The organism is Uliginosibacterium sp. TH139 (genome assembly GCF_002855595.1).
In the GTDB taxonomy this organism is placed as follows: domain Bacteria; phylum Pseudomonadota; class Gammaproteobacteria; order Burkholderiales; family Rhodocyclaceae; genus Uliginosibacterium; species Uliginosibacterium aquaticum.
Map to the genome: position 1 here is coordinate 146,713 of NZ_PKRR01000008.1, position 22,168 is coordinate 168,880.

The window sequence follows — 22,168 nt, forward strand, 5'->3', positions numbered from 1 at the left end:
ATCGCAGCAAGCAGGACCCCGCCCGCAGGCGGGGTCCTGCCGTTCTTCCGGGGCGTCTCTCACCACGGTGGCGAAGGCCTAGAATTTTCGATTCCAGCCCATCCCTGAGGCCACAGGCATGAAGCCGATCAAATCCAGGAAGCCCGCCGTAGCAGCCCCCCGCCCCTCGAAACAGGATGCGCTCGCAGCACCCTGGTTTGCCCAGGCATTGCAGCGTCATCGTGCCGGTGATCTGAGCGCAGCCGAGCCGCTCTATCAACAGGCCCTAAAACTGGCCCCCAAGCATTTCGATGCACTCCACATGCTGGGGGTCTTGCACGCACAGCGCGGGGAACCAGCCCTGGCTGCACCACTGATCACCCAAGCGCTGCAACAGCAAGCACATGATGTAGCGGCACTCAACAATCTGGCCGGGGTGCTCAATCTGCTGCACCGTTTCGAGGAAGCCCTCGACTGTTTCGATCGCCTGCTGACACTCCAGCCTGACAATGCCGACGCCCATACCAGCCGCGCCGATGCGCTGCGTGGTCTCGAGCGCCACGCCGAATCCCTCGCCGCGGCTCATCAGGCCTTGAAACTCAAACCGGACCTTCTGCGCGCCCGGATAGCGCAGGCCAATGCCCTGCGACGCCTGAACAGGTTTGAAGAGGCACTGACCAGCCTCGATCGCGTACTTGAGCTGCGCGCAGATTATCCGGAGGCACTGAACGACCGGGCCAACGTGCTCTTCGATCTGCGCCGCTTTGATGAAGCCCTGCATGCACTCGACGCTGCGCTGGCCTTGAGACCAGGGTATGCAGAAGCCCTCTTCAACCGGGCCAACTGCCTGCGTGCCAGCGGCCGTTGCGAGGAGGCCCTCGCCGCCTACGATGCGCTCCTCCTGCTGCAACCTGCACATGCCGAAGCACTCAATAATCGCGGTGCGGCTTGCGAAACCCTGGGTCGCTTTGAGGAAGCCATCGCCAGCTATCAACGCGCCCGCCAGGTTGAACCGCAGCATGTGATGGCCCACCTCAACGAAGGCCTGTGCCATCTGTTACGGGGTGATCTTGAAAGGGGCTGGCCGCTCTATCAATGGCGCTGGCAGGCACCAGAGGCGCGCCTCAATGACCGCCCCCTGCCCGCTCCGCGCTGGGATGGACAGACCTCACTTGCAGGACGAAGCATCCTGCTCCTGAGCGAGCAAGGCCTGGGAGATTGCCTGCAATTCTGCCGCTATGCCCGCCAGCTTGAGGCGCTCGGCGCACGCGTCGTACTGGAAACCTGGCCACCACTGGCGAGCCTTCTGGCGCGGGCAGAAGGGGTAGCGGAAATTGCGCTGCGTGACGAGGTAAGACCCACGCCCGATTATTGCGTACCTCTGCTGGACCTGCCAGGTCTGCTCGGCAGCACACTTGAAAACCTGCCTCCGCCCGCACCTCTCACCGCAGACCTTACCCGGCGCCAGTACTGGCGAGACATGCTCGGCAAAATTGCCGCTTCCCAGCATCCCCGGATCGGTCTGGTTTTCTCCGGCAACCCGCGCCACAGCAACGATCACAAGCGCAGCATTGCACTGGCCAAGCTGAAAACCTTGCTGGAACATCCCGCCAACTGGCTGTGTCTCCAGCCAGAGATTCGCGAGTCTGATCTTCCGGCCTTTGCCATCAGTGGCCTCAGCGATCTGCGCACAGAGCTGACAGATTTCGAGGAGACCGCGGCATTGATCAGCGAACTGGATCTGGTCATTACGGTGGACAGCTCGGTTGCCCATCTTGCGGCAAGCCTTGGCTGTCCAACCTGGCTGATGCTGCCGGCCAAGCCGGACTGGCGCTGGCTGCTGGAGCGTGCGGACAGCCCCTGGTATCCGTCCATGCGACTGTTCCGTCAGACTGTCCCAGACGACTGGAGTGGTGTGATTGAAGAGATCAGCGCCATCCTGCCAAGCTTCATCGCGGAACTCAGGCCGCCCGCTGCAGCAGCAAGCTGACCCGTTCGCAAAGCCTCGTCACCCACGCCTCCTGAAGCTCAGCCTCTGGGCGTGCGACATCAAGAGCCAATACCGTCAGGCGCTCGGCCGGCACGCCGCCTGCGGCATTCCACGCAGCTATCACCGCCTCATACGCCCGCTTGCCCAACTCAGTGCTAAACACGCTTCGCTGCTCGCCCTTGGCATCGGTCACCGTCAGGTCGGTGAGATAGGCGGTATTCAGCGCCGTCGCGCTGGAGAAATGCGTGACCCCGGTATTGCCACTATTGCCACGCAAGGCGTCGAAACCCTTCACCATCGCGGTGAGGGCGCTCTTCCCTTCCACACTCGCCAGCGATCCGGAGATACCCGCCAGCGTGCCCACCCCTGCGCCGTTGAAGGTGTAAATCTCCTTGATCAGAGGATCGCCACTGGCGGTCGTCTCGCCTTGGTGCAGCAGGTTGAAGGCGGTGGCAAGGTGGCCGCTCAGGCTGTAGCCGGTGAGGGAGAGCTGGCTGTTGCCGATCTTGGCTTTCAGGCTGCCCTGATACCAGGCCTCCATGTCCGAGATCTAACCCATCGCCCAGCCGGTGTTGGAAATCTCGAATTCGTTGGTCTGCTTGTTGTCGCGCGCCGAATCGTCGATGAATTCGGTGCTGCGCATCGAGAGGACGTATTCGCCGGAATCCTTGTTACGGAACAGCGTGCCGGAAAAGCCGGTGGTGGTGTTCGACATGTGCTCCAACACCGTCCAATCCTTGGAAAACTCCGCCGCCTGCGTGGCGGTGAATTTGGAGGCGTGACGATTACCCTTTTCAAGCTGATCAGATGACGGCGAAAAGTCACGCCGAACCTCCCCCGGCTTCAACGTGTTTTCAACAGCATCAAAACCATAAAGAGCCTCCGCCGCCATCTGCAGGTTGACGTATTTGTAAGCGGTGGTGATGTCATAGGTACTCATGATTATTTGTCCTTGCGCGGCAGGAGAATTTGGTCTGCAAATTGTCGGGTTTTGGCGTCAGAGAGTTTGGAGTTGCTGCCACAACGCCGGGCCGTAAGCCATGGGGTCGGGTTAGCCGGGTTCGGCTTCGAGGGGGTCCATGAATACATGGTCATTTCACCCAGCACTTCATTCGTTTTGAGATCCAGCACCTTCACCGTGCTGCTCGCCAGCCCCAGCGCCCGCTCCTCTGGAATGACATGATCGTCATACATCACCCCATAGCGCGGTCCTTCCACCGGCGCCGGCTGACGCTCCAGAACGGTATCGACCCAGCCGATCTTTGAAGTCGGCCTCGGCTTCTGCGCCAACGAATACCTCCATCTAGCCCCCGTCCCTTCCTCCACCACATCCACGTAGCGGTAGCCGGGAAGGTTATAGGGAGCGCCAGGGCTAAACGTCGTATTGATATAGCCTCGACTAGTCGGCGTGATGGGAGTCCAGCTAGAGCCGCTGCCAAGAGCTTGCTCATAACCAAGAAAGGTATTGATGTAGTTTTCGCCACTGTCTTCCAATGCAAACGCCGCCCCCGGCCACATCGGGTCGGACCATTCACGCTCGCCGGCCTTAGGCCTCACCTTCAACAACACAATCCCCTCCACGTCCGCGACCGTCTTGTAGATCCTGATGCCCGCGACGCTCTTGCAACGGTCTTCAAACAGGGCTTCGCCCGCCTTGGCGCGCTGCAGGCCGGGGCTGGGCAACACGGCGCAGGCCGCCAGCAGTGGCAGGGCCAGCGCGGCAAGCACGAGGCCGCGCAAGGGGAAGCTATGAGAACGAGCGTTCATGCACGGAACTCCTTGAACAGGTAATCGATTGAGGCACGGTCGGACCGAAGGCGGTGCTCGACGGGTAAACCGGAGAGGTGCGCCAGACGGTCTTTTGCAGCCACCTTTTCCGCACAGCCAAGCACGGCAGACTTCTCCGGCAGACAGGTCTGCAGATCGGGCACAGAAACGGCGGACGGGGCAAAACCGGCATCACGGATGAAAAGCATGTTCATGCAGCCACCTCGCTTGCAGCTTGCGCCGGGCGGGGCAGCATCGGCAGGCCAAGCAGATGCTCATAGGCTCGCACGCCTGCCGCCAGCCCGTAAGCCTGCGCATCGGCCCGCGCGGCTTGGCGCAACGCCTGCCCACGGGTTGGATCGGCAAGTGCGGCGAGAAGCTTGTGGCTGAGGTCGGCGGGCTTGAAGAAATCCGCCCGTTCGCCGTTTTCGCCATCGCGGATGACTTCGCGCACCGGCGCGGTGTCTGAGGCAAGGATGCGGCAGCCGGTCGCCATGGCTTCGGGCGGAAAGCAGGGCATGCGCAAGGAAGAGGTTTCGATGGCAGTGCGGCAAGGCATGTCGCAGTGTAAAGCCTGCAGCCTCAGAGCAGCGCCCTCACCCGCCGGACCAGCGTTTCCACCCACTCCGGCTGGATGGAGGCATCGGGCTGCAGCACATCCAGCGCCAGCACGCAGAGCCGCTCGGCCGGCATGCCCAGCACACAGGCCAGGCGAACGGCATCGTCCAGACCGTGTCCGTGGGAAGAGAGGCGCAGTGCTGCCTGTGGCAGATCGGCCACGCTGAGTTGATGCAGCGTGCCGGCGGGGCCGTCGCCGAGCAGGGCGTCGATCACGATGGCGCGCGGGGCTTCGAGCAGCAGCGGGGTGAGCTCGGCGGGCAGGCTGCAGGCGACGAGTTTCACCGGCCCGGGCAAGGCTTCATGACGCAAGGCCTCGATCACGGCCCAGCCGAGGCGATCCGCGCCATGCGGGGAGCCGATGCCGGCGATGAGGGTTTCAGTCATTCGAACTCTTTGCGCGTGTGTTCAGCGCTGTGGGAGCGACGTCCACGTCGCTCCCACACGGACAACTCGCGGCCGGAGGCAGCTCCTACATCGGCTGCCCTCACTCGCGATTGACCTTGAGCTTGAGGAAGTGGGTGGAGCACGAGAGGCAGGGGTCGTAGTTGCGGATCACTTTTTCGCACAGCTCGCGCAGGGCTTCGTCCGGCTGATCGAGACCGTAGTGCTCGACGGCCGAATGCAGGTTCTGCTCCAGCCGCGCCTGGTTCTGCGAGGTGGGCGGGATCATGCTGGCCGTCTTGACGCGACCGTCGCGGTCGATCTCGAAGCGGTGGTAGATCATGCCGCGCGGCGCTTCGGTGCAGTGGTGGCCGATGCCGGGGCGCGGCGTGTAGTCCTGCCAGGGGCGGGTCGGCAGCTTGTAGTGCTGCAGGATATCGAGCGCTTCGACGATGGCGAGGTGGCACTCCAGCGCGCGCGCGGCGACGTTCATGAACATATTGCGCGAGGGGAAGGAGAGCCCCAGTTCGTGCGAAAAATCCTGCACTTCCTGCGGCAGGCGGTCGAAATTCAGATTCACGCGGGCCAGCGGGCCGAGGAAGTAGCTGCGCCCGTCCATCATCGAGTAGTGGGCGGTGGAGTGCTCCACCTGATGCTCATGGAAGTGAGTCGGGTATTGATCGAAGCCGATATCGAGCCCCTTGTCCGATACCAGCCGGCCTTCGTTGATGCCGTATTCCTGAGGATGGCGGATCGCGACGCTGACAAAGTCCTGCTCGTCCACCGGGCGCGGCAGGCTCACCGCCCAGGCCGCGAATTCGCGCACGGCATCGCGCGCGGCGAGCAGCTTGTCGACCAGATCGGCCACTTCGTGCTTGGGCGGGGCACGGTGGAAGCCCCCCACGCGCAGGCCGATCGGATGCACCGAGCGGCCGCCCAGCAGGCGCAACATGTCGTTGCCCAGCCCCTGCAGCAGCATGCCGCGCTTGACCTCTCCAGGGTAGAGCGTGGCCATCTGCAAGGCATCGGCATAGCCGAGGAAATCCGGCGCGGCGAAGAGGTTGATGTGCAGCGCGTGGCTCTGCAGCCATTCGCCGTAGTAGATCACCCGGCGCATGGCATGCACCCAGGGATCTTCGACCACGCCGAAGATGGATTCCATCGCCCGGATGGAGGTCATCTGGTAAGCAATCGGGCAGACGCCGCAGACGCGCGCGGCGATGTGCGGCACTTCGGTGTAGTCCTGCCCCTCCAGGAATTTTTCGAACAGGCGCGGCGGCTCGAAAATGCGCAACTGCAAACGCTCGACGCGGCCTTCGCGGGCCGTAAACTCAAGCGAGCCTTCGCCTTCCACGCGGGTCAGCAGCGGCACCTGGATATCGATATCGCGTTTCGGATCAAGTGTTGTCATCGCTTACTCTTCCATCCAGGGTTCGGAGCAGAACAATTTGGCGGCATCACTGAAAGCGGGCGAAGCGTTGTTGATCGAGGCGAATTTGCGCAGCACCTGCTCCTGCGACAGGCCGAGGCCCATCAGGCGCCGGCCGAAACTGCCGACGTTGATGTTCTCGGCCGGGCCGTAGCAGGTGTAGCACGGTGCGCCGAAGCTCGGGCACAGCGCGCCGCAGCCGGTGCGCGTCACCGGCCCCATGCAGGCGGCGCTCTGGGTGACGAGGATGCAGTTGTTGCCGCGCCGTTTGCATTCCTGACAGACCTTCTCGCGCAGGTTCGGCGGCGTCACGCCAAACAGGAAGGCTCGCACCGCCGCCAGCATCTGGCGCACGCTGACCGGGCAGCCCCATAGCTCGAAATCCACCTTCACGTAGTTGGCAATCGCGCCAGAGGACGACAGCGAGTGGATGAACTCGGGCTTGGCATACACCGAGCGCATCCATTCGGCCGTGTCGGCATTGTTGCGCAGGGCCTGGATGCCGCCGGAAGTCGCGCAGGCGCCCATGGTGATGAGAAAGCGGCTGTGCTCGCGGATCTTCTTGAGGCGCTCCACATCATGTGGCGTGGTGATCGAGCCTTCGACGAAGGCGATGTCCATGTCCTCGTCTTCGGACAGCACATGGCCCACTTCGGCCATGTGGGCGATATCGACCAGCTTGGTCAGCTCGATCAGCTCCGCCCCCATGTTCACGAAAGCCAGCTGGCAGCCGGAGCAGGAGGCGAACTTGTGAATCGCGACACGCGGTTTGGCGCTCATCTCAATACCCCTTCACGCGCATGAGCTCGGCCACCTGCGGCCAGGTAAAGATCGGCCCGTCTTTGCAGACGAAGTGCTGGCCGAGCTGGCAGTGTCCGCAGTGGCCCACGGCGCACTGCATGTTGCGCTCCAGCGATACATGGATACTCTCGCCCGGCACGCCGAGATCAACCAGGGTGCGCGAGGTGTCGGCCATCATCTGGTCCGGCCCGCACATCATCACCACGCAGTTCTGCTTGTCGTACTGCGCTTCATCGAGCAGCACGCTGACGCGGCCGAGGTGCCAGTGCGGCCAGCGCGTCTTGTCGCGCGAGGCGGTGAGCAGCACTTGCGTATCCGGCAGGCTGCGCCATTCGTCGTACTGCGGCTCCCACAAGCCTTCGTTGCGGTGACGCACGGACTGCATGATCACCAGCCGGCCGTAGTCCGCGCGATTGGCCACCACATGCTTGATGGACGAAGTGACCGGCGCGCAGCCAAGGCCGGCGGTGACGAAAACGATGTCCTTGCCGCGCGCAGCCTCCAGCGGCCAGGCGCTGCCGAAGGGGCCGCGCACGCCGATGTGATCACCGACCTTCAGCTCCATCATCGCGCGGGTCACACGGCCGACGGCGCGGATCGTGTGCAGCAGCTCTTCGCCTTCATTGGACATGACCGAGATCGCCACCTCGCCCACGCCATACAGGTAGAGCATGTTGAACTGGCCATGCTTGAAGCCGTACTGGCGCGCCACTTCGCGATCGGTGAAGCGCAGCCGCCAGGTAAAGATGTCCGGCGTTTCCTGGATGCGGTCGACGATCTCGGCTTCCCAGGGGAGATAAGGATTCGCGGGTTTCACTCGGCGGCCTCCGATCCATCCACATGCGGCAGTTCCGCCTCGGGTGCTGCTGCCAGGCCCAGCAGCACATTGGCCTCCAGCACGAAATCGATGCCTGCCGGGCACCAGGTGGTGCAGCGCCCGCAGCCGGTGCAGCCGATGCGGCCGTACTGCGGCACCCAGTTGAAGAGTTTGTGGGTCATCCACTGGCGATAGCGTTCGCGGGTGCCGTGGCGCACCACTTCGCCGACGATGTAGCTGTGGTCCTCGTTGAAGCAGGAATCGGCGTCGCGCCAGTGCTCGGTGCTCTTGCCGTCGAGCGCCGGCACTTCGAATTCGCGGTGGCAGAAACAGGTCGGGCACACCGCTGTGCAGTTGCCACAGGACAGGCAACGCTCGGCGATGCGCGTCCAGCGGGCATCTTCGAGTAGCGCGTCCAGTTGCTGAAGGCGTTGCTGCGATGGCAGGACGCGCTGCTGCTGCCGCGCGCAGGCTTCGCTTTGCTCGGCGGCCTCGGTCTGCTGCGCCGAGCTGGCTGGCTGTAGCGGCAGATCGGCCGCAATCATGGCGCCGCGCTCGCTGCCCACGCGCAGCAAATAGCCCTCTTCCAGCTCGTCCAGCAGCAGGTCATAACCCTCGCGCGCCACGGGGCCATCGCCAGTGGAAGCGCAGAAACAGGTGGCGGCCGCATGGGTGCAATTGACGGCCACCAACAGCAGACGCTCTCGCCGCGCCTTGTAATAAGGATCCACATAGGTGCCCTGCAGGAAATGGGCGTCCTGCAGTTCAAGGGCCGCCAGATCGCAGGCCCGCACACCGAGAATGGCGGTCTTGGCGGCCTCGCGCTCAACCGCTTCGAAATGCACCCGCCCCTCCTTGCGCATCGCGCGCCAGAGTTTTTCGCGCGGCGCATACAGATAGGGCTTGATGGCAGAGGCGGTATTGGCCCAGGCAAAGCAGCGCGGGGAATTCGTTTTCGTCAGGCGGTAATGACCGGGGGCCTGACTGTCCCGCACGCCCTGCGGCAGATCCTCCACGCCATCGATCTCACGATACACAAGGCCGCCCTGACCGGTCTCCTCGCGCGGGCCGATCAGCCGGTAGCCTGCCGCCCGGATCGCACTGAACAACGCGGACAGATCGGCACGGTGCAGGTAACGCATGTCACTCATGGTCATGCTCCCGAAAGTGCTTGCACTCCTCTTTATCGGCAGCCCCGGCGGATGCAGCAAGCCCTATCGGGAAGGCCTTTGATTTGATCGTAAATGCCTGTTCATAATTGCTTCGCCGGATATGCCCATCCGGACTGAAGGGCTTTAGGGTCTGTTGACATACATTCGGCGAATCGCGTTGAAACGTATGGCTTGTGGGACAAGGCGTCCAACACAGTGTGGAGTGGGCCTCCACACAAGGAGCGCAACGCAGTGCCACGAGCCATACGCTTCAACCCTCAGGGCTCGGGCGCCTTGAGCGCGGCCGACGAATGTATGTCAACAGCCCCTCAGGGAGACAGGGATGTGCCTCGGCGTACCCATGAAGATCGTCAGTCTCCACGGCGAGCGCGCCTTCGCCGAGGCGCTGGGCGTGCGCCGTGAAATCGGCCTGAGCCTGCTACCCCAGCCCTGGCCAGACCCAGGCGACTATGTGATGGTGCATGTCGGCTATGCCATCGAGCGCGTGGATGCCACCCTGGCTGAGGAATCACACACTTTGTGGCAGGCCATGGAGGCGGGTCGCGATGCATGAACTTGCGCTGTGCCGCGCCCTGATTACCTGCGCCGAGCGCGAGCTGGCAAAACACCCCGGTCGCCAGTTGCGCGCATTGCAGGTCAGCGTCGGCGCCCTCTCGGGTTGCGAGCCGGATCTGCTGGCACACCTCTTTCCGCACGCAAGCCCCGATACGTCAGCGGCTGGCGCCAAGCTCGAAATTACCTTTCAGCCCGCGCGCGTGCGCTGTAGGCGCTGTGGCCAGGAGGCCGAAGTCGCGCCCAGCGCCCTGTGCTGTCCGGCCTGTGGCAGCCTGGCGGTACAACTGATTGCCGGGGATGGGGTGTTATTGACCAGCCTGACCCTGCGCGAGGATGCCCATGTGCAATGAATGCGGTTGCGGCCTGCCTTACTCGCCTGCGGCACGCAAGCAGCGCCTGCCTGCCGAGGCTCTCTCGCATGAAACCGTGATCGCTGTGCGCGAATCATTGTTTGGTGCCAACGAAGCGATAGCGGCGCAGAACCGGGCAGACTTCCGCCACCATGGCGTGCTGGTGCTCAATCTGATGTCCAGCCCCGGCAGCGGCAAGACGGCTTTGCTCGAAGCCCTGATCCCGCGCCTACCACTGCGCTGTGCAGTACTGGTCGGCGATCTGGAAACCGACAACGATGCCCGCCGCATTGCCTGTACCGGCGCGCCAACAATCCAGATCACCACCGGGCAGGCCTGTCATCTGGATGCAGCGATGATCCGAGCAGCACTGCCGCAGCTACATCTGAACACCATCGATATCCTCTTCATCGAAAATGTGGGCAATCTAGTCTGCCCGGCGAGTTTCGATCTGGGTGAAGCAAAACGCATCGCCCTGCTCTCGGTCTGTGAGGGGGACGACAAGCCCGCCAAATACCCGGGTCTGTTCCACAAGGCCAATCTGATGCTGATCACCAAGGCCGATCTGTTGCCGCATCTGCCCCAGTTCAACCCCGCGCGCAGTGAAGCCTGCCTGCGTCAGCTCGCCAGTTCAGCCCCCTGCCTGACCCTCTCAAGCCTGCAGCCCGACAGTCTCGTGCCGCTGCAGGACTGGATCCTCCGCGAACACACTGCGGGCCGTCTGGCGCATGTCTGGAAACCAGCATGAACGCCCGCGACACGCTGGCCCGCATCCAAGCCCTGCCCGCCCCGCCCCGCCCGATCCGGGTGCTCAATGTGTGTGGCGGGCATGAGCGCAGCATTACCGAACTGGGCCTGCGCAGCCTGCTGCCGAACTGGGTGCAACTGATCCCGGGGCCCGGCTGCCCGGTCTGCGTCTGCCCCGAGAAAGCCATTCATCAGGCGATCCAGATGGCCTTGCAGCACCCGCTCACCCTCGTCGCCTTTGGTGACATGCTGCGCGTGCCGGTCAATGTGAATAAGGGTGACGCCAACTCCCTCGCTGCCGCTCGCGCACAGGGCGCGGACATCCGCCCGATCGCCTCGCCGCTTGAGGTCATCGCCCTCGCGCGTAGCCTCGCACCGCGCCCGCTGGTGTTCTTCGTCGCCGGCTTCGAGACCACTCTGGCCCCGGTCGCAGCGATGCTGGCCGAGGCAGATCTGCCTGCCAACCTGTTCCTGCTGCTGGCCGGTCGCCGCACCTGGCCGGCCGTGGAATTCCTGTTGCAAGCGGGTAGCAGCTTTGAAGCGATGATCGCGCCGGGCCATGTCGCCGCCATCATGGGGGCGAACGAATGGCGCTTCGTCGCCAAGAAATACGCCCTGCCAGTGGCCGTTTCCGGCTTTGCGGCCGACAGCCTGCTCGCCGGATTGCACACGGTTCTGCATCACGCGCTGCAGCACGAAGCAGCGCTGGACAACGCCTATCCAGCCGTCGTGAAAGCCGACGGCAATCCGCAGGCGCAAACCCTGCTCGCCAAAGCCTTCGACATAGTCGATGCCCCCTGGCGCGGCATCGGCAGTATCCCGGCTTCCGGCTACCGTCTGACATCGCAGCACGCTGCGCGTGACGCCTCGCTGCAGTTCCCGGTCGCCATCAACGGCCACAAACGCAGCGGCCAGATGCCCGCCGGTTGTGATTGCGCCGCCGTACTGCTGGCCCACAAACGCCCCAACGAATGCAGGCTGTATGGCTGCGCCTGCACACCGGAGTCACCGATCGGGCCCTGTATGGTCTCCGACGAAGGGGCCTGCCACATCTGGTGGCGGGCCGGCGAACGCGTTGCCACCGCATGAGCTTGCAGCGACGCCATCTAACCCTCAGCGGCATCGTGCAAGGCGTCGGCTTTCGCCCCTTCGTGCACCGCCTCGCACATGAGTTGAGCCTGGGGGGCTGGGTGCAGAACCGGTCCGGCCAAGTGCAGATCGAAATCGAGGGCCTGGCTGACACTCTCGATAGCTTCAGTCTGCGCTTGATCAAGGAAGCCCCCCCGCTAGCCAAGCCGCAGATTCTGGAAAACGCCCGGCAAGCCATCGCTCAAAGTCGCCGTGATTTCGTCATTCTCGCCAGCCACACAGAAGATGCGCCCGACATCCATCTGCCAGCGGACACTCATCTGTGTGCCGACTGCCGTCGCGAGTTGTTTGACCCGGCCAACCGCCGCTTCCGCTACCCCTTCATCAACTGCACCCAGTGCGGCCCACGCTACACCTTGATCGCCGAACTCCCCTACGACCGCGAGCGCACCAGCATGGCGAGTTTTCCGCTGTGCCCTGCCTGCCGCGCGGAATATGAAAACCCGGCCGAGCGGCGCTTTCATGCCGAACCGCTGGCCTGCCCGGTCTGCGGCCCGCAACTGCGCTGGCACGACGAGACCGGTGAAGCTGCCCTGCAGGCCGCGCTCAGCGCCCTGCGCGAGGGGCAGATCATTGCGGTGCGCGGCGTTGGTGGCTATCACCTGATGTGCGATGCGCGCAATGCAACCACTGTCACCCGCCTGCGGGCGCGCAAGCAACGCCCGGCGCGCCCTTTCGCGCTGCTCTTCGACGAATGTGGCGAAGATGGCAACGCCATGCTGAACGAATACCTTTCGCCTAACCCTGGCGAACTAACCCTGCTGCACAGCCCGCAACGCCCCATCGTGCTGATCGAAGCCTGCGCCCACCACGCACTGGCCGCTGGCATCGCGCCGGGCATGCGACGCATCGGTGCGATGCTGCCCCACTCGCCCCTGCAAGCCTTGCTGGCGGCAGACTTTGGCGCACCGCTGGTCGCCACCTCCGGCAATCTCTCAGGCGAGCCGATCTGCCTCGACCCTGCCGATGCCGAAGCTCGCTTAGGCCGGATTGCCGACGGCTTCCTGCATCACGACCGCCCGATCCTGCGCCCGGCGGAAGACAGCGTGTGGCAATGCGCGGCTACGCCCATGCCGATCCGCCTCGGACGGGGCGAAGCGCCTCAGGAATGGCAACTGCCGGGACGACTGGCGCAGCCCACGCTGGCGCTGGGCGGCGAGCAGAAGGTCTGCATTGCGCTGGGCTGGGAAGACCGCGCCGTGATCTCACCCCATATCGGCGACCTTGACCATCCCGAGAGCATGGCCTGGCTGGCGCGCGTGGTCGCGGACTTCAGCCGTCTGTACCGGGTGACGCCCGAACGCATCGCGCTCGATGCCCATCCGCACTACCATGGCCGCCAGCATGCTTTGGCCAGCACGTTGCCACTGCACGAGGTCTGGCATCACCATGCTCACGCCAGCGCCCTCGCCGCCGAATATCCACAAATCAAACACTGGCTGACATTCACTTGGGATGGAGTAGGCCTCGGGCCGGACGGCCAGCTATGGGGTGGCGAAGTCTTGCTTGGCGTACCGGGACACTGGCGGCACGTAGCCAGCCTGCGCCCCTTCCGTTTGCCCGGCGGCGAGGCCGCCAGCCGCGAGTGCTGGCGCAGCGCGGCCGGCCTATTCTGGGAGGCAGGCCTGTCCTGCCCGCCCTGGCATCCACAACTCGAACTCCTGAGACAGGCCTGGCAAGGCGGCTTGAACAGTCCGTCCACGTCTGCCATCGGTCGCCTCTTCGACGCGGCAGCGGCCATCCTCGGCGTATGTACCCAAGCCAGCTTCGAGGGCGAAGCACCGATGCGTCTGCAGGCGCTGGCCGAATCCCTCAGTGAGGGGCCGCTCTGGCCGACCCACTGGCAAACCGAAGCAGGGCTCTGGCTGCTCGACTGGCGAGCCTGGCTTGCCGGCCTGAGCGATCTGCAGATCCCCGTTGCCGCGAGGGCCTGGGCATTGCACGACGCCTTGGCTCGCGCGGCCGCTGAACTCATCTTTCTACTTGCCGTGCCCGGCGAAACCGCCATCGGCGGCTGCGGTGGCGTGTTCCAGAACAGGCTGCTGACCGAGCGCCTGCAAGATCATCTCGGCGCGCGCCCCCTCCTCCTGCCGCAGCGCCAGCCGCCCAACGATGCCGGTCTGGCCCTAGGTCAGCTCATGGAAATCCTTGCGAAAGATTGCGCATGAAAGACATCCATATCCAGCTCGCTCACGGCAACGGCGGCCGTCTGATGCGCGAGCTGCTCGAAACCCTTATATACCCGGCGCTAGGCTGCCGTGAAGCCTTCACAGACGCCAGCCCTCTGGCGCCGGACAAGCGCATTCCACTCATGACCAGCGACAGCTTCACCGTGCAACCGCTGGAGTTTCCCGGCGGCAACATCGGCAGCCTTGCGGTGCATGGCACGCTCAATGATCTGGCGGTCTCCGGTGCCGAGCCGGCAGCGCTGACCCTCAACCTGATCATTGAAGAAGGCTTCGCTGTCGACACGCTGCTCCGCCTGCTCAAATCCGCCGGTGCGGCAGCGCGTGCAGCCAACGTGCCGATTGTCGGTGGCGACACCAAGGTAGTACCGCACCGCCAGGGCAGTGGTCTGGTGATCGCGAGCACCGGCCTGGGCTGGCGCGACGCCAGCTGCGCGCTGGACATCCGCAGCGTACAGCCGGGCGATGCAGTGCTGGTCAGCGGCCCACTGGGCGATCACGGCGCCACCGTGCTGATGGCACGCGAAGCTTTTGGCCTCTCCAGCGAATTGCAGTCTGACGCCTGCTGCGTACTGCCGCTGGCTCGTGCCGTACGCAACCTGCCAGGCCTGCGCTTCATGCGCGACCCCACGCGGGGTGGCCTCGCCAGCGTGCTGCATGAAATCCTGCATGCCAGCGGCTGTGGCAGCGAACTGAACGAGGCCGTCATTCCCCTGCGCCCTGAGGTCAGCGGCGTCTGCCAACTGCTCGGCTTCAACCCGCTGCAACTGGCCTGCGAAGGGCGCGTCGTGGCTATCGTCGCGGCGGAGTCAGCCAATGAAGTGCTGGCGCGCTGGCAGGCCCTGCCTGAAGGCCAGTCTGCCGCCCATATTGGTCATCTCACAAAGGATGAACACGTCATCCTGCGCACCCCGCTCGGCGGACAACGCTATCTGGACGAACTCGCCGATGATCCACTGCCGCGCATCTGCTGAACCACCCTCAGCGCGCAGGAATCTTGAACCTTATATCGCAGCATGAATCACATGGCTCTGCCGCCTCGTGGTTTCCGCCATCACGGTGATGCGCTAAGCTGACGAAGTCCTGAAACAGGAAACAACAACATGTCTGACACGCCCCCCGACTCCATCACTCATCGCTACGTTCCGGTTTCGGAGAAAATCCGCAGCCGCATCCAGCAGGCGCAGCATCGCTTTCATGCCAATGACAATATCTCGGCCTTCATCGAGCCCGGCGAGCTGGACGCGCTGCTCGACGAGGTCGAAGAAAAAATGAAGACCGTGCTCGAAAGCCTGGTGATCGACACCCGTAGCGACCACAACACCCAGGACACCGCACGCCGCGTGGCCAAAATGTATCTGACTGAGGTGTTTCGCGGCCGTTACCTGCCAGCGCCGCCGGTCACGGAATTTCCCAATGCCGAGCACCTCAACGAGCTGATGATCGTCGGCCCAATCACCGTACGCAGCGCCTGCTCCCACCACTTCTGCCCGATCATGGGCCGGCTGTGGATCGGCATCATGCCCAACGAGCATTCGAACCTGATCGGCCTGTCAAAATACGCCCGGCTCGCCGAATGGATCATGAGCCGTCCGCAAATCCAGGAAGAAGCCATCACCCAGGTTGCCAATCTGCTGATGGACAAAGTCAGCCCGGACGGCCTCTCGGTAGTGATGGAAGCGGATCACTTCTGCATGCACTGGCGCGGCGTGAAGGACAGTGACACCAAAATGATTAACAGCGTGATGCGCGGCGTTTTTCTCAAGGATGCCTCGCTACGCCGCGAATTCCTCTCACTCATCAACCTCAAGAACTGACGGAGCCTGCCATGCTCGTTCGATTGCTTTACGCCAGCCGTGCAGCTCAGCCGCTCTCACCCGAAATGATCGAGGGCATCCTCGCTCAATCACGCGCCCACAACCCCGAGCAAGGCATTACCGGCATTCTTTGCTACAGCGGTGACATCTTCATGCAGGTGCTCGAAGGCGGGCGTGATGCCGTCTGTGAGCTCTACAACCTGATCGTGCGCGACGAACGCCATCGCAACGTACGCCTGCTTTCCTTCGAGGAGATCCGTGAACGTCGCTTTGCCAGCTGGACCATGGGCCAGGTCAATCTCGCCAAGATCAACCCTTCCTTCATGCTCAAGTACGCTGAAAAAGCGGAGCTGGACCCGTTCTGCGTCAGTGGCGCAGCCTCCATGGCCTTGCTGGACGACCTGATCGCCACCGCCTCGGTACTTGGACGCGCTAGCTGATATCACGGCTGAAGTGCCCCAAACCCGATCAAGAAAATTCTTCCTTGAAATATGGGCAGGCAGGCATTACAAAGAGATTGCAGGCACCCCCTGCGCAACAAAAGGGAACCCTTATCGCAACAGCAACAGCGTTGAGCATCAGGTAGACCTAACCGGGACAAACCCGGCGACGGTGGTGGATCCACCGAAAAGAAACGCCGCGCAATGCGGCGTTTCTCTTTTGTGTTTGAACCTCAGCAGCAAACCTTCGGGGTCAGGAATCCGAACCTTAGCGGCGGTTCAAACGAGGAGCGCTCAAACCACGGGCCCCTGCTTTTCGCTGCGGTCGACAACTGTTTTGGCTATGCGTACCACACCCAGCGCCAAATTCAACCAACGCCCCCAACGCGCGGGCAAGATTGATCCGAGCAAGGCCCCTGCCCCATCAAGCCAGGCCGTTCGCGTGAGTTCCTCGCGCAGGGAACGGGCGGTGGCATCGCCCAAGCGATGACGCATCGCAGCCCGATACTGGGCCGACTGCAGCAACAGCATTTCCTTGCGCAGCTTACGCATGCTTTGTCGCTGGTTCATTGCGCAGTCTCCCGGGCGCCATTAAGCGCCAATCGGTCACGCTCGAACTCCTGCCGAGTCGCCTCGAAGGGCTCCGGAGCGTCAGCCAGACGTCGCCGCAAATACCAAGCCAAGCCCAAGGCCAGTAGCAGGAACAGCACTGCCAGCGTTGCACATACTTCGAGCAGCACGCCATACCGGGCAGCCAGCACGAGCCCCGCTACAAGCGCACTCAGCAAACAAAACAAGGTGCAGATTGCAGCCCCCAACAGCAGCGCCAGGTGGCCAAGCAGACGCTCACTCTCCTCCTGCAGTTCGATCCCGAACAGGGCAACGCGATTGCCCAGCAGGCCGGCAAGATTATCGGCCTGCTGGCGCAGGCGCTCGAGGAAACGCGGCAACATCAGCGGCGGGCGATCAACATACCGACCACTACGCCGACAGCGGCTCCGATACCAATGGCCTTCCAGGGATTGTCATGCACATAAGCATCAGTGGCCTGGGCGGCAGCCTTGGCTTTGTCCAGGGCGATCTGTTCGGCCACCCCCAAGCGTTCCTTGGCGTCACGCAGGCCGGCAATGATGCGCGCCTGCAGGGCCTCCGCTTCCTTGCCAGTGGCGTGAGCGGCATCAGCGATCAGCTTTTCGGTCTTATGCAGGATTTCCTGGGATTCATCGAGCAGGGTGGAACTGGTGTTTTCAGACATGTCGCTCTCCTGAGTGGGTGATGACGTATTTAGAGGGACTGCCGGGCTCGTCATTCGTTCCGCAGCATTCACACAATTAATCCTAGCCACTTGCACAGCCGGCGCGAGGAAAATTGCCCGTCCAAACTATCATTTCCGGGTTAAAGTTGGTCACGCATACGCTTTAGTACGGCAGCAGAGAGAATCCTTGATGGAATATATGAGACCCCAGAGCCGGGGCGAAGAATTTGCCAACTGGGCCAGCCACAGTCTTGGCCTGCTGGCAGCATTGAGCGCCTTCCCGATACTCGTGATCCTCACCGCCCGGCACGGCAGCGCCATGAATATTGCTGCGGCCAGCATCTATGCCAGCACCCTGGTGTTGATGTTTGCCAGCTCCACGCTCTACCACATGGTTCGGCCGGGACGCATCAAGCAGATCCTGCGCAAGCTGGATCATGCGTCCATCTACCTGCTGATCGCAGGCACCTACACTCCTTTCACTTTCAGCGTGCTGGCCGGCCCCTGGGGATGGACCCTGTTCAGCGTGATCTGGGCGCTGGCGGCTCTGGGGCTGTATCTGAAACTCAGCGAACGGATGACCAAGGAGTGGATCTCCATGGGCCTTTACCTGCTGATGGGCTGGCTGGTGATCGTAGCGGCGGTACCGCTCTTCCAGAATCTATCCGCTGCCGGCACAGTGTGGCTGATTGCGGGTGGGCTGGCCTATACCGGCGGTGTGGTGTTCTACGCACTCGATAGCAAGCTGCGCTACGGCCATTTCGTTTGGCACCTCTTCGTGCTGGCTGGCACCATCTGCCACTTCTTTGCCGTGCTGTATGGCTGCACACCCGAAGCAGCCGTCGCGTGATCAAAAATCGCTGTGAGTCTCAGGGGCCTTGAGCTGGACCTGACCCTCTATCTCGACCTCTACCGCCTTAAGGTCAAGCACGTAACCGTCAGCCGAGCGGATGCGGATCCGCACCGGCGCACTGCGCCAGTCCGGCGCGAGCCAGACATTGACCTGAGTACCGTTGTTCGCCCGGGATTCGTAATGCCGGGCTTCTATCTTGCCGGAAGACAGGGATAGCTGCTCCAGCCCGCGGGCAATCAAGACGGAATCCTCGACCCAGAAGTCCCCCACCACGAACAGGGCGGCTTTCTCAAGCGACTCATCCAGCGTCATCAGAAATTGCGGCAATGCCGACATGGCCACCGCAAGGCCCTTGATCGTACGCTCGCGGGTATCTCCACCACGCTGCATAGTCACTTTGCCGCCCGCCTGATCGATCAGTCCGGTGGACTGTTTCTTCATGCGCCGGTCACTGGTGGTTTCGCTGATCAACTGGCCTGCGGCGAGGCGACCGGTCGAACGATAGTCGAACATCCCGTCTGAAGCACCCATCCCCGCTGTCAGACGGCTCTGGAAACGCGCCCCATCATGCTCCCAGCTGGCTTCGCCGATGGCATTCAGGGAAACGAAACCACCGACAGTGCCGTGATAAAACACACGCCCCTGACGCGGCAAGGGCTTGGCGACAAGGTGTGGGGATGGAGCTGGCGAGGATGCCTCCGGGGCAGGTTCGGCAATAGGTGCCGAGCTCGTAGCCTCTGCAAGCGTTTCGATGCCGGGCTCTGACACTACCGATTCGGTCGCGACAGGCAAAGAAGCTTCAGGGACCGGCTCCGGTTTGGCTGCAGGGGCTGGTTTTGGCTGCGACCGCCGGGTAGTGGAAGGGGCGGCAACAGGCACGACAGCTGCGGGCGCAGGGCTGGCTGCAGCCAGAGTGGCTTCAATACGCCGGGCATCGCCCTCGGGAACATCCGCATCCGGCAGTTCCCAGCCGGGGCTGAGCAAGCTGCCCAGATGCACGGCCAGCGAACAGGCACAAGCGACGATCAGGGGCGTCTGTCGTCGCATTGCCGCAACCTTAGTCGTCCACCGGTGGCACACACCAGCCCAGCGGACCGCGCTGCGCATCGCGCACACACACGCGACCATTTTCGAGACTCAAACGCCCTTCCACGAACCAGCGTACAGCCTGCGGATAGATCTGGTGCTCCTGAGCCAGCACACGCGCGGCAAGGCTGTCTTCATTGTCCTCGGGCAATACAGGCACCACGGCCTGAATCACGATCGGGCCATCATCGAGCTCAGGGGTCACGAAATGCACCGTCGTGCCGGCCACCTTCACTCCGGCTTCGATCGCCCGACGATGGGTATGCAAACCGGTAAAACTGGGCAGCAGTGAGGGATGGATGTTCAGCATGCGGCCTTCGAAGCGGCGCACGAAGGCATCCGTGAGGATGCGCATGTAACCAGCCAGCACCACCAGGTCCGGCTCGAAGCGCTCGATCTCGACTGCCAACGCGGCATCGAAGGCCTCGCGGCTGGCATGGGCCTTGTGATCGAGAGCAAGGGTTTCAATGCCGAAGCTGCGAGCGATCTCCAGGCCCTTGGCATCGGGTCGGTTGGAGATCACAGCCGCAATCCGGGCACCGGGAATGCCTGCTCGCGCAATGGCTTCCATGTTGCTGCCGCGGCCGGAAATAAGGATGACGATATTTTTCATGCAGAAACTCGGGAATAGCCGGAATTACCTTGAACTTAAGCCCCGGCGGCCGCTTTGCGGCTCTTGAGCCAGGCAACAAAGACCGGCATCAGGGAAACGGCAATAATGCCCAGCACGAAGAGCGTCAGGTTGTTCTTGATGAAAGGGATATTGGCCAGGAAGTAGCCTGCCCAGGTCAAGGAGAAGATCCAGATCGCGCCGCCAATGATGTCCAGTGGCAGGAAGCGCTTATAGCTCATCTCCGCCACGCCCGCCACGAAGGGCGCAAAGGTACGCACCAGCGGCATGAAGCGCGCCACGATGATGGTTTTGCCGCCATGAGTCTCGAAATAGGAGTGGGTCTTGTCGAACACAGCACGGTTGAAGAAACGCGACTGTTCCCACTTGAACACTTTGTGACCAAGGCTGCGGCCAATCCAGTAATTGACGTTATCGCCCAGTACGGCCGCCACAAACAAGGCACCAGAGAGCAGATTGATATCCATGCCACCTGCTGCAGCCACCCCGCCAGCCACGAACAGCAGCGAGTCGCCAGGCAGGAAGGGGGTCACCACCAGTCCGGTCTCGCAGAAGATGATCAGGAACAGGATCACATAGATATAGCTGCCGTATTCCGCCACCAGTTGGGGCAAAAATTTGTCCAGATGCAGGACGATATCGAGGAATTGGGTGATCAGTTCCATGCCGGGGCTGCTGGATGAATGGGGAGGCTGCCATCATACCGGAAGCCCTGCCCTTCACGCCTGCATGTGGGCCAGGATCCGTCGCCGCGTACGCCGCGCATGCGCCACCCAGCCTCCGAGACGCCAGCGTGTCGCCATCATGATGCCGCGGCAACATTCGTCAGCCGCATAACCAATCCACACGCCGACCAGACCCAATCCGTAATGCACGCCCAGCAGCCAGCCCAGGCCGACGCCAAACAGGAAAACCGAGACCATGCTGACCTTCACCGGAAAGCGCGCATCGCCTGCCGCACGCAGCCCACTGGTCATTACGATATTGAAGGCCCGCCCGGGCTCCAGCACCAGTTCGATCAGCACGATCATGCCGACCAAGGCGAGGATTTCGGGATTTGCAGTAGCGCGCGCTACCGCCAGTGGCGTCAGCCACCAACTAGCCAGAGTACACAGCAGCATCACCGCCATGCCCCAGGCCATGGCCTGCCACAGTACGCGATTGGCCCGATGCAGGCGCCCTGCGCCAACGTGATGCCCCACCACGATCTCGGTGCCGAAACCGATTGAACCCGTCAGCAAGGTAACCAGGCGTACCGCATTCCACACGTAGGCGTGCGTCGCCAACGCGGCTTCGCCCATGCTCGCCACGATGGCCACGCTGATGATGAAACTCGCCCGGAAAGCCACTTTCTCTCCAGCCCCCGGCAAGCCGATATGCAGGATGCTCGCCAGCGGTACGCGTTCAAGACGCAGCCAGTCCGGCAAGCGCAGGTGAATCTCCAACCGGCTACGCCACACCCGCCAGGCCAACGCAATGCCGAACAGGCGTGAAACAGCCATCGCCAATGCCAGGCCATTCAGGCCAAGACCAGGCCAGCGCCCCACTCCGAGCATCAATGGCACCGAAAGCAGCACCTGCAACAGATTCATGCCCAGCACGATCTTCATCGACTCGCGGGTATGGGTGTAGGCACGCAGCACCGCGATCATGCACATCGATACCGCATCGAAGAGCAAGGCAAGCCCCAGCCAGCGGGTATAGGTCTCCCCCGCCGGACGCAGCTCTGGCGGCAGGTTCATTGCAGCAAGAATCCAGCCCGCAGAGCTCAGCAACAGCAACAGTGTGGCCAGACCAACCCAGCCGGAAGCGGCCAGCCCGCTTTGTGCAACCCGATGCGCGCCGGCTTCGTCGCCCGCACCATGATGCTGGGTCACGACCACACTTGTGCCGATACTGACGACCTGAAACACGATCTGCAAGGCACCGAGAATCTGGTTGACCAACCCATAAGCGGCGACCATCCCGGTTGAAATCCGGCTCGCCAACCAAAGGCCGAACAGGCTCATCAGTACCATCAGCAGGTTTTCGATGAAGATCGGCCAGGTAATCGCAAACAGATGGAGTTTCTTTTCAGACATGGGCGGAATTCTAGTCCTGGCTAGAAAAGTTGTCTGACAAATTCTTCATTCAAGGCGCCAG

27 protein-coding genes are annotated in these 22,168 nt (G+C 62.7%); 10 read left to right on the forward strand and 17 right to left on the reverse strand.

Translation table 11 applies throughout. From position 1 onward, the window contains the following. Positions 1-118: 118 nt before the first annotated feature. Positions 119-1,969: a tetratricopeptide repeat protein gene (locus tag C0V76_RS16660; RefSeq protein ID WP_101943957.1), complete on the forward strand. Its 1,851-nt coding sequence runs from the start codon at positions 119-121 to the stop codon at positions 1,967-1,969. On the opposite strand, the gene C0V76_RS16665 is transcribed toward C0V76_RS16660, so the two are convergent. The 10 genes from C0V76_RS16665 to C0V76_RS16710 all read right to left on the reverse strand — a co-directional run bounded on the left by C0V76_RS16665 (position 1,941) and on the right by C0V76_RS16710 (position 8,936). Further along, positions 1,941-2,510 (reverse strand): hypothetical protein, encoded by a 570-nt coding sequence (locus C0V76_RS16665; RefSeq protein WP_101943958.1) that lies wholly within the window; start codon positions 2,508-2,510, stop codon positions 1,941-1,943. The genes C0V76_RS16660 and C0V76_RS16665 overlap by 29 nt on opposite strands. Before the next feature lie 9 nt (positions 2,511-2,519). Then, positions 2,520-2,909 (reverse strand): hypothetical protein, encoded by a 390-nt coding sequence (locus C0V76_RS16670; RefSeq protein WP_101943960.1) that lies wholly within the window; start codon positions 2,907-2,909, stop codon positions 2,520-2,522. Positions 2,910-2,911: 2 nt separating this feature from the next. Further along, positions 2,912-3,736, reverse strand: coding sequence for a hypothetical protein (locus C0V76_RS16675; RefSeq protein WP_101943962.1), 825 nt, complete (start codon positions 3,734-3,736; stop codon positions 2,912-2,914). Then, a complete protein-coding gene (locus C0V76_RS16680; protein ID WP_101943964.1) occupies positions 3,733-3,951 on the reverse strand; it encodes a hypothetical protein in 219 nt (72 codons plus the stop codon). The genes C0V76_RS16675 and C0V76_RS16680 overlap by 4 nt, the downstream gene beginning before the upstream one ends. Beyond that, entirely contained in the window at positions 3,948-4,295 is a 348-nt protein-coding gene (locus C0V76_RS16685) for a glycosyltransferase (RefSeq protein ID WP_101943965.1), read from the reverse strand. Before C0V76_RS16685 ends, C0V76_RS16680 begins: the two co-directional genes overlap by 4 nt. Before the next feature lie 23 nt (positions 4,296-4,318). Next, entirely contained in the window at positions 4,319-4,741 is a 423-nt protein-coding gene (locus C0V76_RS16690) for a hydrogenase maturation protease (RefSeq protein WP_101943967.1), read from the reverse strand. 100 nt (positions 4,742-4,841) lie between these two features. Then, positions 4,842-6,149: a Ni/Fe hydrogenase subunit alpha gene (locus C0V76_RS16695; protein ID WP_101943968.1), complete on the reverse strand. Its 1,308-nt coding sequence runs from the start codon at positions 6,147-6,149 to the stop codon at positions 4,842-4,844. A 3-nt stretch (positions 6,150-6,152) separates the two neighbouring features. Further along, positions 6,153-6,947, reverse strand: coding sequence for a sulfhydrogenase subunit delta (locus C0V76_RS16700; protein ID WP_101943970.1), 795 nt, complete (start codon positions 6,945-6,947; stop codon positions 6,153-6,155). A gap of 1 nt (position 6,948) precedes the next feature. Then, positions 6,949-7,785, reverse strand: coding sequence for an FAD/NAD(P)-binding protein (locus tag C0V76_RS16705; RefSeq protein ID WP_101943971.1), 837 nt, complete (start codon positions 7,783-7,785; stop codon positions 6,949-6,951). Beyond that, positions 7,782-8,936, reverse strand: coding sequence for a 4Fe-4S dicluster domain-containing protein (locus C0V76_RS16710; protein WP_101944043.1), 1,155 nt, complete (start codon positions 8,934-8,936; stop codon positions 7,782-7,784). Before C0V76_RS16710 ends, C0V76_RS16705 begins: the two co-directional genes overlap by 4 nt. Before the next feature lie 343 nt (positions 8,937-9,279). Between C0V76_RS16710 and C0V76_RS16715 the strand changes: the two genes are divergently transcribed. The 8 genes from C0V76_RS16715 (at position 9,280) to C0V76_RS16750 (ending at position 16,201) form a co-directional block, all read left to right on the forward strand. Next, positions 9,280-9,510 (forward strand): HypC/HybG/HupF family hydrogenase formation chaperone, encoded by a 231-nt coding sequence (locus C0V76_RS16715; protein WP_101943973.1) that lies wholly within the window; start codon positions 9,280-9,282, stop codon positions 9,508-9,510. After that, positions 9,503-9,862 (forward strand): hydrogenase maturation nickel metallochaperone HypA, encoded by a 360-nt coding sequence (locus C0V76_RS16720; RefSeq protein WP_158239264.1) that lies wholly within the window; start codon positions 9,503-9,505, stop codon positions 9,860-9,862. The genes C0V76_RS16715 and C0V76_RS16720 overlap by 8 nt, the downstream gene beginning before the upstream one ends. Then, positions 9,852-10,610, forward strand: a complete 759-nt coding sequence (gene hypB / locus C0V76_RS16725; protein ID WP_101943976.1) for a hydrogenase nickel incorporation protein HypB — start codon at positions 9,852-9,854, stop codon at positions 10,608-10,610. The genes C0V76_RS16720 and hypB overlap by 11 nt, the downstream gene beginning before the upstream one ends. Continuing rightward, positions 10,607-11,698, forward strand: coding sequence for a hydrogenase formation protein HypD (gene hypD / locus C0V76_RS16730; protein ID WP_101943978.1), 1,092 nt, complete (start codon positions 10,607-10,609; stop codon positions 11,696-11,698). The genes hypB and hypD overlap by 4 nt, the downstream gene beginning before the upstream one ends. Next, positions 11,695-13,926, forward strand: a complete 2,232-nt coding sequence (gene hypF, locus C0V76_RS16735) for a carbamoyltransferase HypF (RefSeq protein WP_101943980.1) — start codon at positions 11,695-11,697, stop codon at positions 13,924-13,926. Before hypD ends, hypF begins: the two co-directional genes overlap by 4 nt. Continuing rightward, complete coding sequence (gene hypE, locus C0V76_RS16740; protein WP_101943982.1) at positions 13,923-14,918, forward strand: hydrogenase expression/formation protein HypE; 996 nt, start codon at positions 13,923-13,925, stop codon at positions 14,916-14,918. Before hypF ends, hypE begins: the two co-directional genes overlap by 4 nt. 129 nt (positions 14,919-15,047) lie before the next feature. After that, positions 15,048-15,761 (forward strand): GTP cyclohydrolase I, encoded by a 714-nt coding sequence (gene folE, locus C0V76_RS16745; RefSeq protein ID WP_101943984.1) that lies wholly within the window; start codon positions 15,048-15,050, stop codon positions 15,759-15,761. Positions 15,762-15,772: 11 nt separating this feature from the next. Next, positions 15,773-16,201 (forward strand): BLUF domain-containing protein, encoded by a 429-nt coding sequence (locus C0V76_RS16750; RefSeq protein WP_101943986.1) that lies wholly within the window; start codon positions 15,773-15,775, stop codon positions 16,199-16,201. A 294-nt stretch (positions 16,202-16,495) separates the two neighbouring features. Here the strand turns inward: C0V76_RS16750 and C0V76_RS16755 are convergent, their stop codons facing one another. From C0V76_RS16755 to C0V76_RS16765, 3 genes are read right to left on the reverse strand one after another with little or no spacing between them, the layout of a single operon-like run. Then, positions 16,496-16,771 (reverse strand): hypothetical protein, encoded by a 276-nt coding sequence (locus C0V76_RS16755; protein ID WP_101943988.1) that lies wholly within the window; start codon positions 16,769-16,771, stop codon positions 16,496-16,498. Beyond that, entirely contained in the window at positions 16,768-17,154 is a 387-nt protein-coding gene (locus tag C0V76_RS16760) for a phage holin family protein (RefSeq protein WP_101943989.1), read from the reverse strand. The genes C0V76_RS16755 and C0V76_RS16760 overlap by 4 nt, the downstream gene beginning before the upstream one ends. Next, positions 17,154-17,456, reverse strand: a complete 303-nt coding sequence (locus C0V76_RS16765) for a YqjD family protein (protein WP_101943992.1) — start codon at positions 17,454-17,456, stop codon at positions 17,154-17,156. The genes C0V76_RS16760 and C0V76_RS16765 overlap by 1 nt, the downstream gene beginning before the upstream one ends. Positions 17,457-17,655: 199 nt before the next feature. Between C0V76_RS16765 and C0V76_RS16770 the strand changes: the two genes are divergently transcribed. Then, positions 17,656-18,306 carry a hemolysin III family protein gene (locus C0V76_RS16770; protein ID WP_216821780.1) on the forward strand — a complete coding sequence of 217 codons (651 nt, stop codon included), beginning with the start codon at positions 17,656-17,658 and terminating at the stop codon, positions 18,304-18,306. Here C0V76_RS16770 and C0V76_RS16775 read toward each other — a convergent pair whose 3' ends face one another. The 4 genes from C0V76_RS16775 to C0V76_RS16790 are packed head-to-tail and all read right to left on the reverse strand — an operon-like array spanning position 18,307 to position 22,107. Beyond that, positions 18,307-19,356, reverse strand: coding sequence for a DUF3108 domain-containing protein (locus C0V76_RS16775; protein WP_158239265.1), 1,050 nt, complete (start codon positions 19,354-19,356; stop codon positions 18,307-18,309). 10 nt (positions 19,357-19,366) lie between these two features. After that, positions 19,367-20,008, reverse strand: a complete 642-nt coding sequence (purN, locus tag C0V76_RS16780) for a phosphoribosylglycinamide formyltransferase (RefSeq protein ID WP_101943997.1) — start codon at positions 20,006-20,008, stop codon at positions 19,367-19,369. A 35-nt stretch (positions 20,009-20,043) separates the two neighbouring features. Next, positions 20,044-20,691, reverse strand: a complete 648-nt coding sequence (locus C0V76_RS16785) for a DedA family protein (protein ID WP_101943999.1) — start codon at positions 20,689-20,691, stop codon at positions 20,044-20,046. Positions 20,692-20,745: 54 nt separating this feature from the next. After that, positions 20,746-22,107 (reverse strand): MATE family efflux transporter, encoded by a 1,362-nt coding sequence (locus C0V76_RS16790; protein WP_101944000.1) that lies wholly within the window; start codon positions 22,105-22,107, stop codon positions 20,746-20,748. Positions 22,108-22,168: the final 61 nt, after the last annotated feature.

Coding starts and splice junctions, on each gene's coding strand:
- hypE (WP_101943982.1), top strand. CDS start 13,923: ATGAAAGACATCCATATCCAGCTCGCTCACGGCAACGGCGGCCGTCTG.
- purN (WP_101943997.1), bottom strand. CDS start 20,008: ATGAAAAATATCGTCATCCTTATTTCCGGCCGCGGCAGCAACATGGAA.
- C0V76_RS16710 (WP_101944043.1), bottom strand. CDS start 8,936: ATGAGTGACATGCGTTACCTGCACCGTGCCGATCTGTCCGCGTTGTTC.
- C0V76_RS16700 (WP_101943970.1), bottom strand. CDS start 6,947: ATGAGCGCCAAACCGCGTGTCGCGATTCACAAGTTCGCCTCCTGCTCC.
- C0V76_RS16720 (WP_158239264.1), top strand. CDS start 9,503: ATGCATGAACTTGCGCTGTGCCGCGCCCTGATTACCTGCGCCGAGCGC.
- C0V76_RS16685 (WP_101943965.1), bottom strand. CDS start 4,295: ATGCCTTGCCGCACTGCCATCGAAACCTCTTCCTTGCGCATGCCCTGC.
- C0V76_RS16670 (WP_101943960.1), bottom strand. CDS start 2,909: ATGAGTACCTATGACATCACCACCGCTTACAAATACGTCAACCTGCAG.
- C0V76_RS16775 (WP_158239265.1), bottom strand. CDS start 19,356: ATGCGACGACAGACGCCCCTGATCGTCGCTTGTGCCTGTTCGCTGGCC.
- hypB (WP_101943976.1), top strand. CDS start 9,852: ATGTGCAATGAATGCGGTTGCGGCCTGCCTTACTCGCCTGCGGCACGC.
- C0V76_RS16675 (WP_101943962.1), bottom strand. CDS start 3,736: ATGAACGCTCGTTCTCATAGCTTCCCCTTGCGCGGCCTCGTGCTTGCC.
- hypD (WP_101943978.1), top strand. CDS start 10,607: ATGAACGCCCGCGACACGCTGGCCCGCATCCAAGCCCTGCCCGCCCCG.
- folE (WP_101943984.1), top strand. CDS start 15,048: ATGTCTGACACGCCCCCCGACTCCATCACTCATCGCTACGTTCCGGTT.
- C0V76_RS16695 (WP_101943968.1), bottom strand. CDS start 6,149: ATGACAACACTTGATCCGAAACGCGATATCGATATCCAGGTGCCGCTG.
- C0V76_RS16660 (WP_101943957.1), top strand. CDS start 119: ATGAAGCCGATCAAATCCAGGAAGCCCGCCGTAGCAGCCCCCCGCCCC.
- C0V76_RS16765 (WP_101943992.1), bottom strand. CDS start 17,456: ATGTCTGAAAACACCAGTTCCACCCTGCTCGATGAATCCCAGGAAATC.
- C0V76_RS16690 (WP_101943967.1), bottom strand. CDS start 4,741: ATGACTGAAACCCTCATCGCCGGCATCGGCTCCCCGCATGGCGCGGAT.
- C0V76_RS16785 (WP_101943999.1), bottom strand. CDS start 20,691: ATGGAACTGATCACCCAATTCCTCGATATCGTCCTGCATCTGGACAAA.
- C0V76_RS16715 (WP_101943973.1), top strand. CDS start 9,280: ATGTGCCTCGGCGTACCCATGAAGATCGTCAGTCTCCACGGCGAGCGC.
- C0V76_RS16790 (WP_101944000.1), bottom strand. CDS start 22,107: ATGTCTGAAAAGAAACTCCATCTGTTTGCGATTACCTGGCCGATCTTC.
- C0V76_RS16750 (WP_101943986.1), top strand. CDS start 15,773: ATGCTCGTTCGATTGCTTTACGCCAGCCGTGCAGCTCAGCCGCTCTCA.
- C0V76_RS16755 (WP_101943988.1), bottom strand. CDS start 16,771: ATGAACCAGCGACAAAGCATGCGTAAGCTGCGCAAGGAAATGCTGTTG.
- C0V76_RS16770 (WP_216821780.1), top strand. CDS start 17,656: ATGAGACCCCAGAGCCGGGGCGAAGAATTTGCCAACTGGGCCAGCCAC.
- C0V76_RS16680 (WP_101943964.1), bottom strand. CDS start 3,951: ATGAACATGCTTTTCATCCGTGATGCCGGTTTTGCCCCGTCCGCCGTT.
- C0V76_RS16760 (WP_101943989.1), bottom strand. CDS start 17,154: ATGTTGCCGCGTTTCCTCGAGCGCCTGCGCCAGCAGGCCGATAATCTT.
- hypF (WP_101943980.1), top strand. CDS start 11,695: ATGAGCTTGCAGCGACGCCATCTAACCCTCAGCGGCATCGTGCAAGGC.
- C0V76_RS16665 (WP_101943958.1), bottom strand. CDS start 2,510: ATGGAGGCCTGGTATCAGGGCAGCCTGAAAGCCAAGATCGGCAACAGC.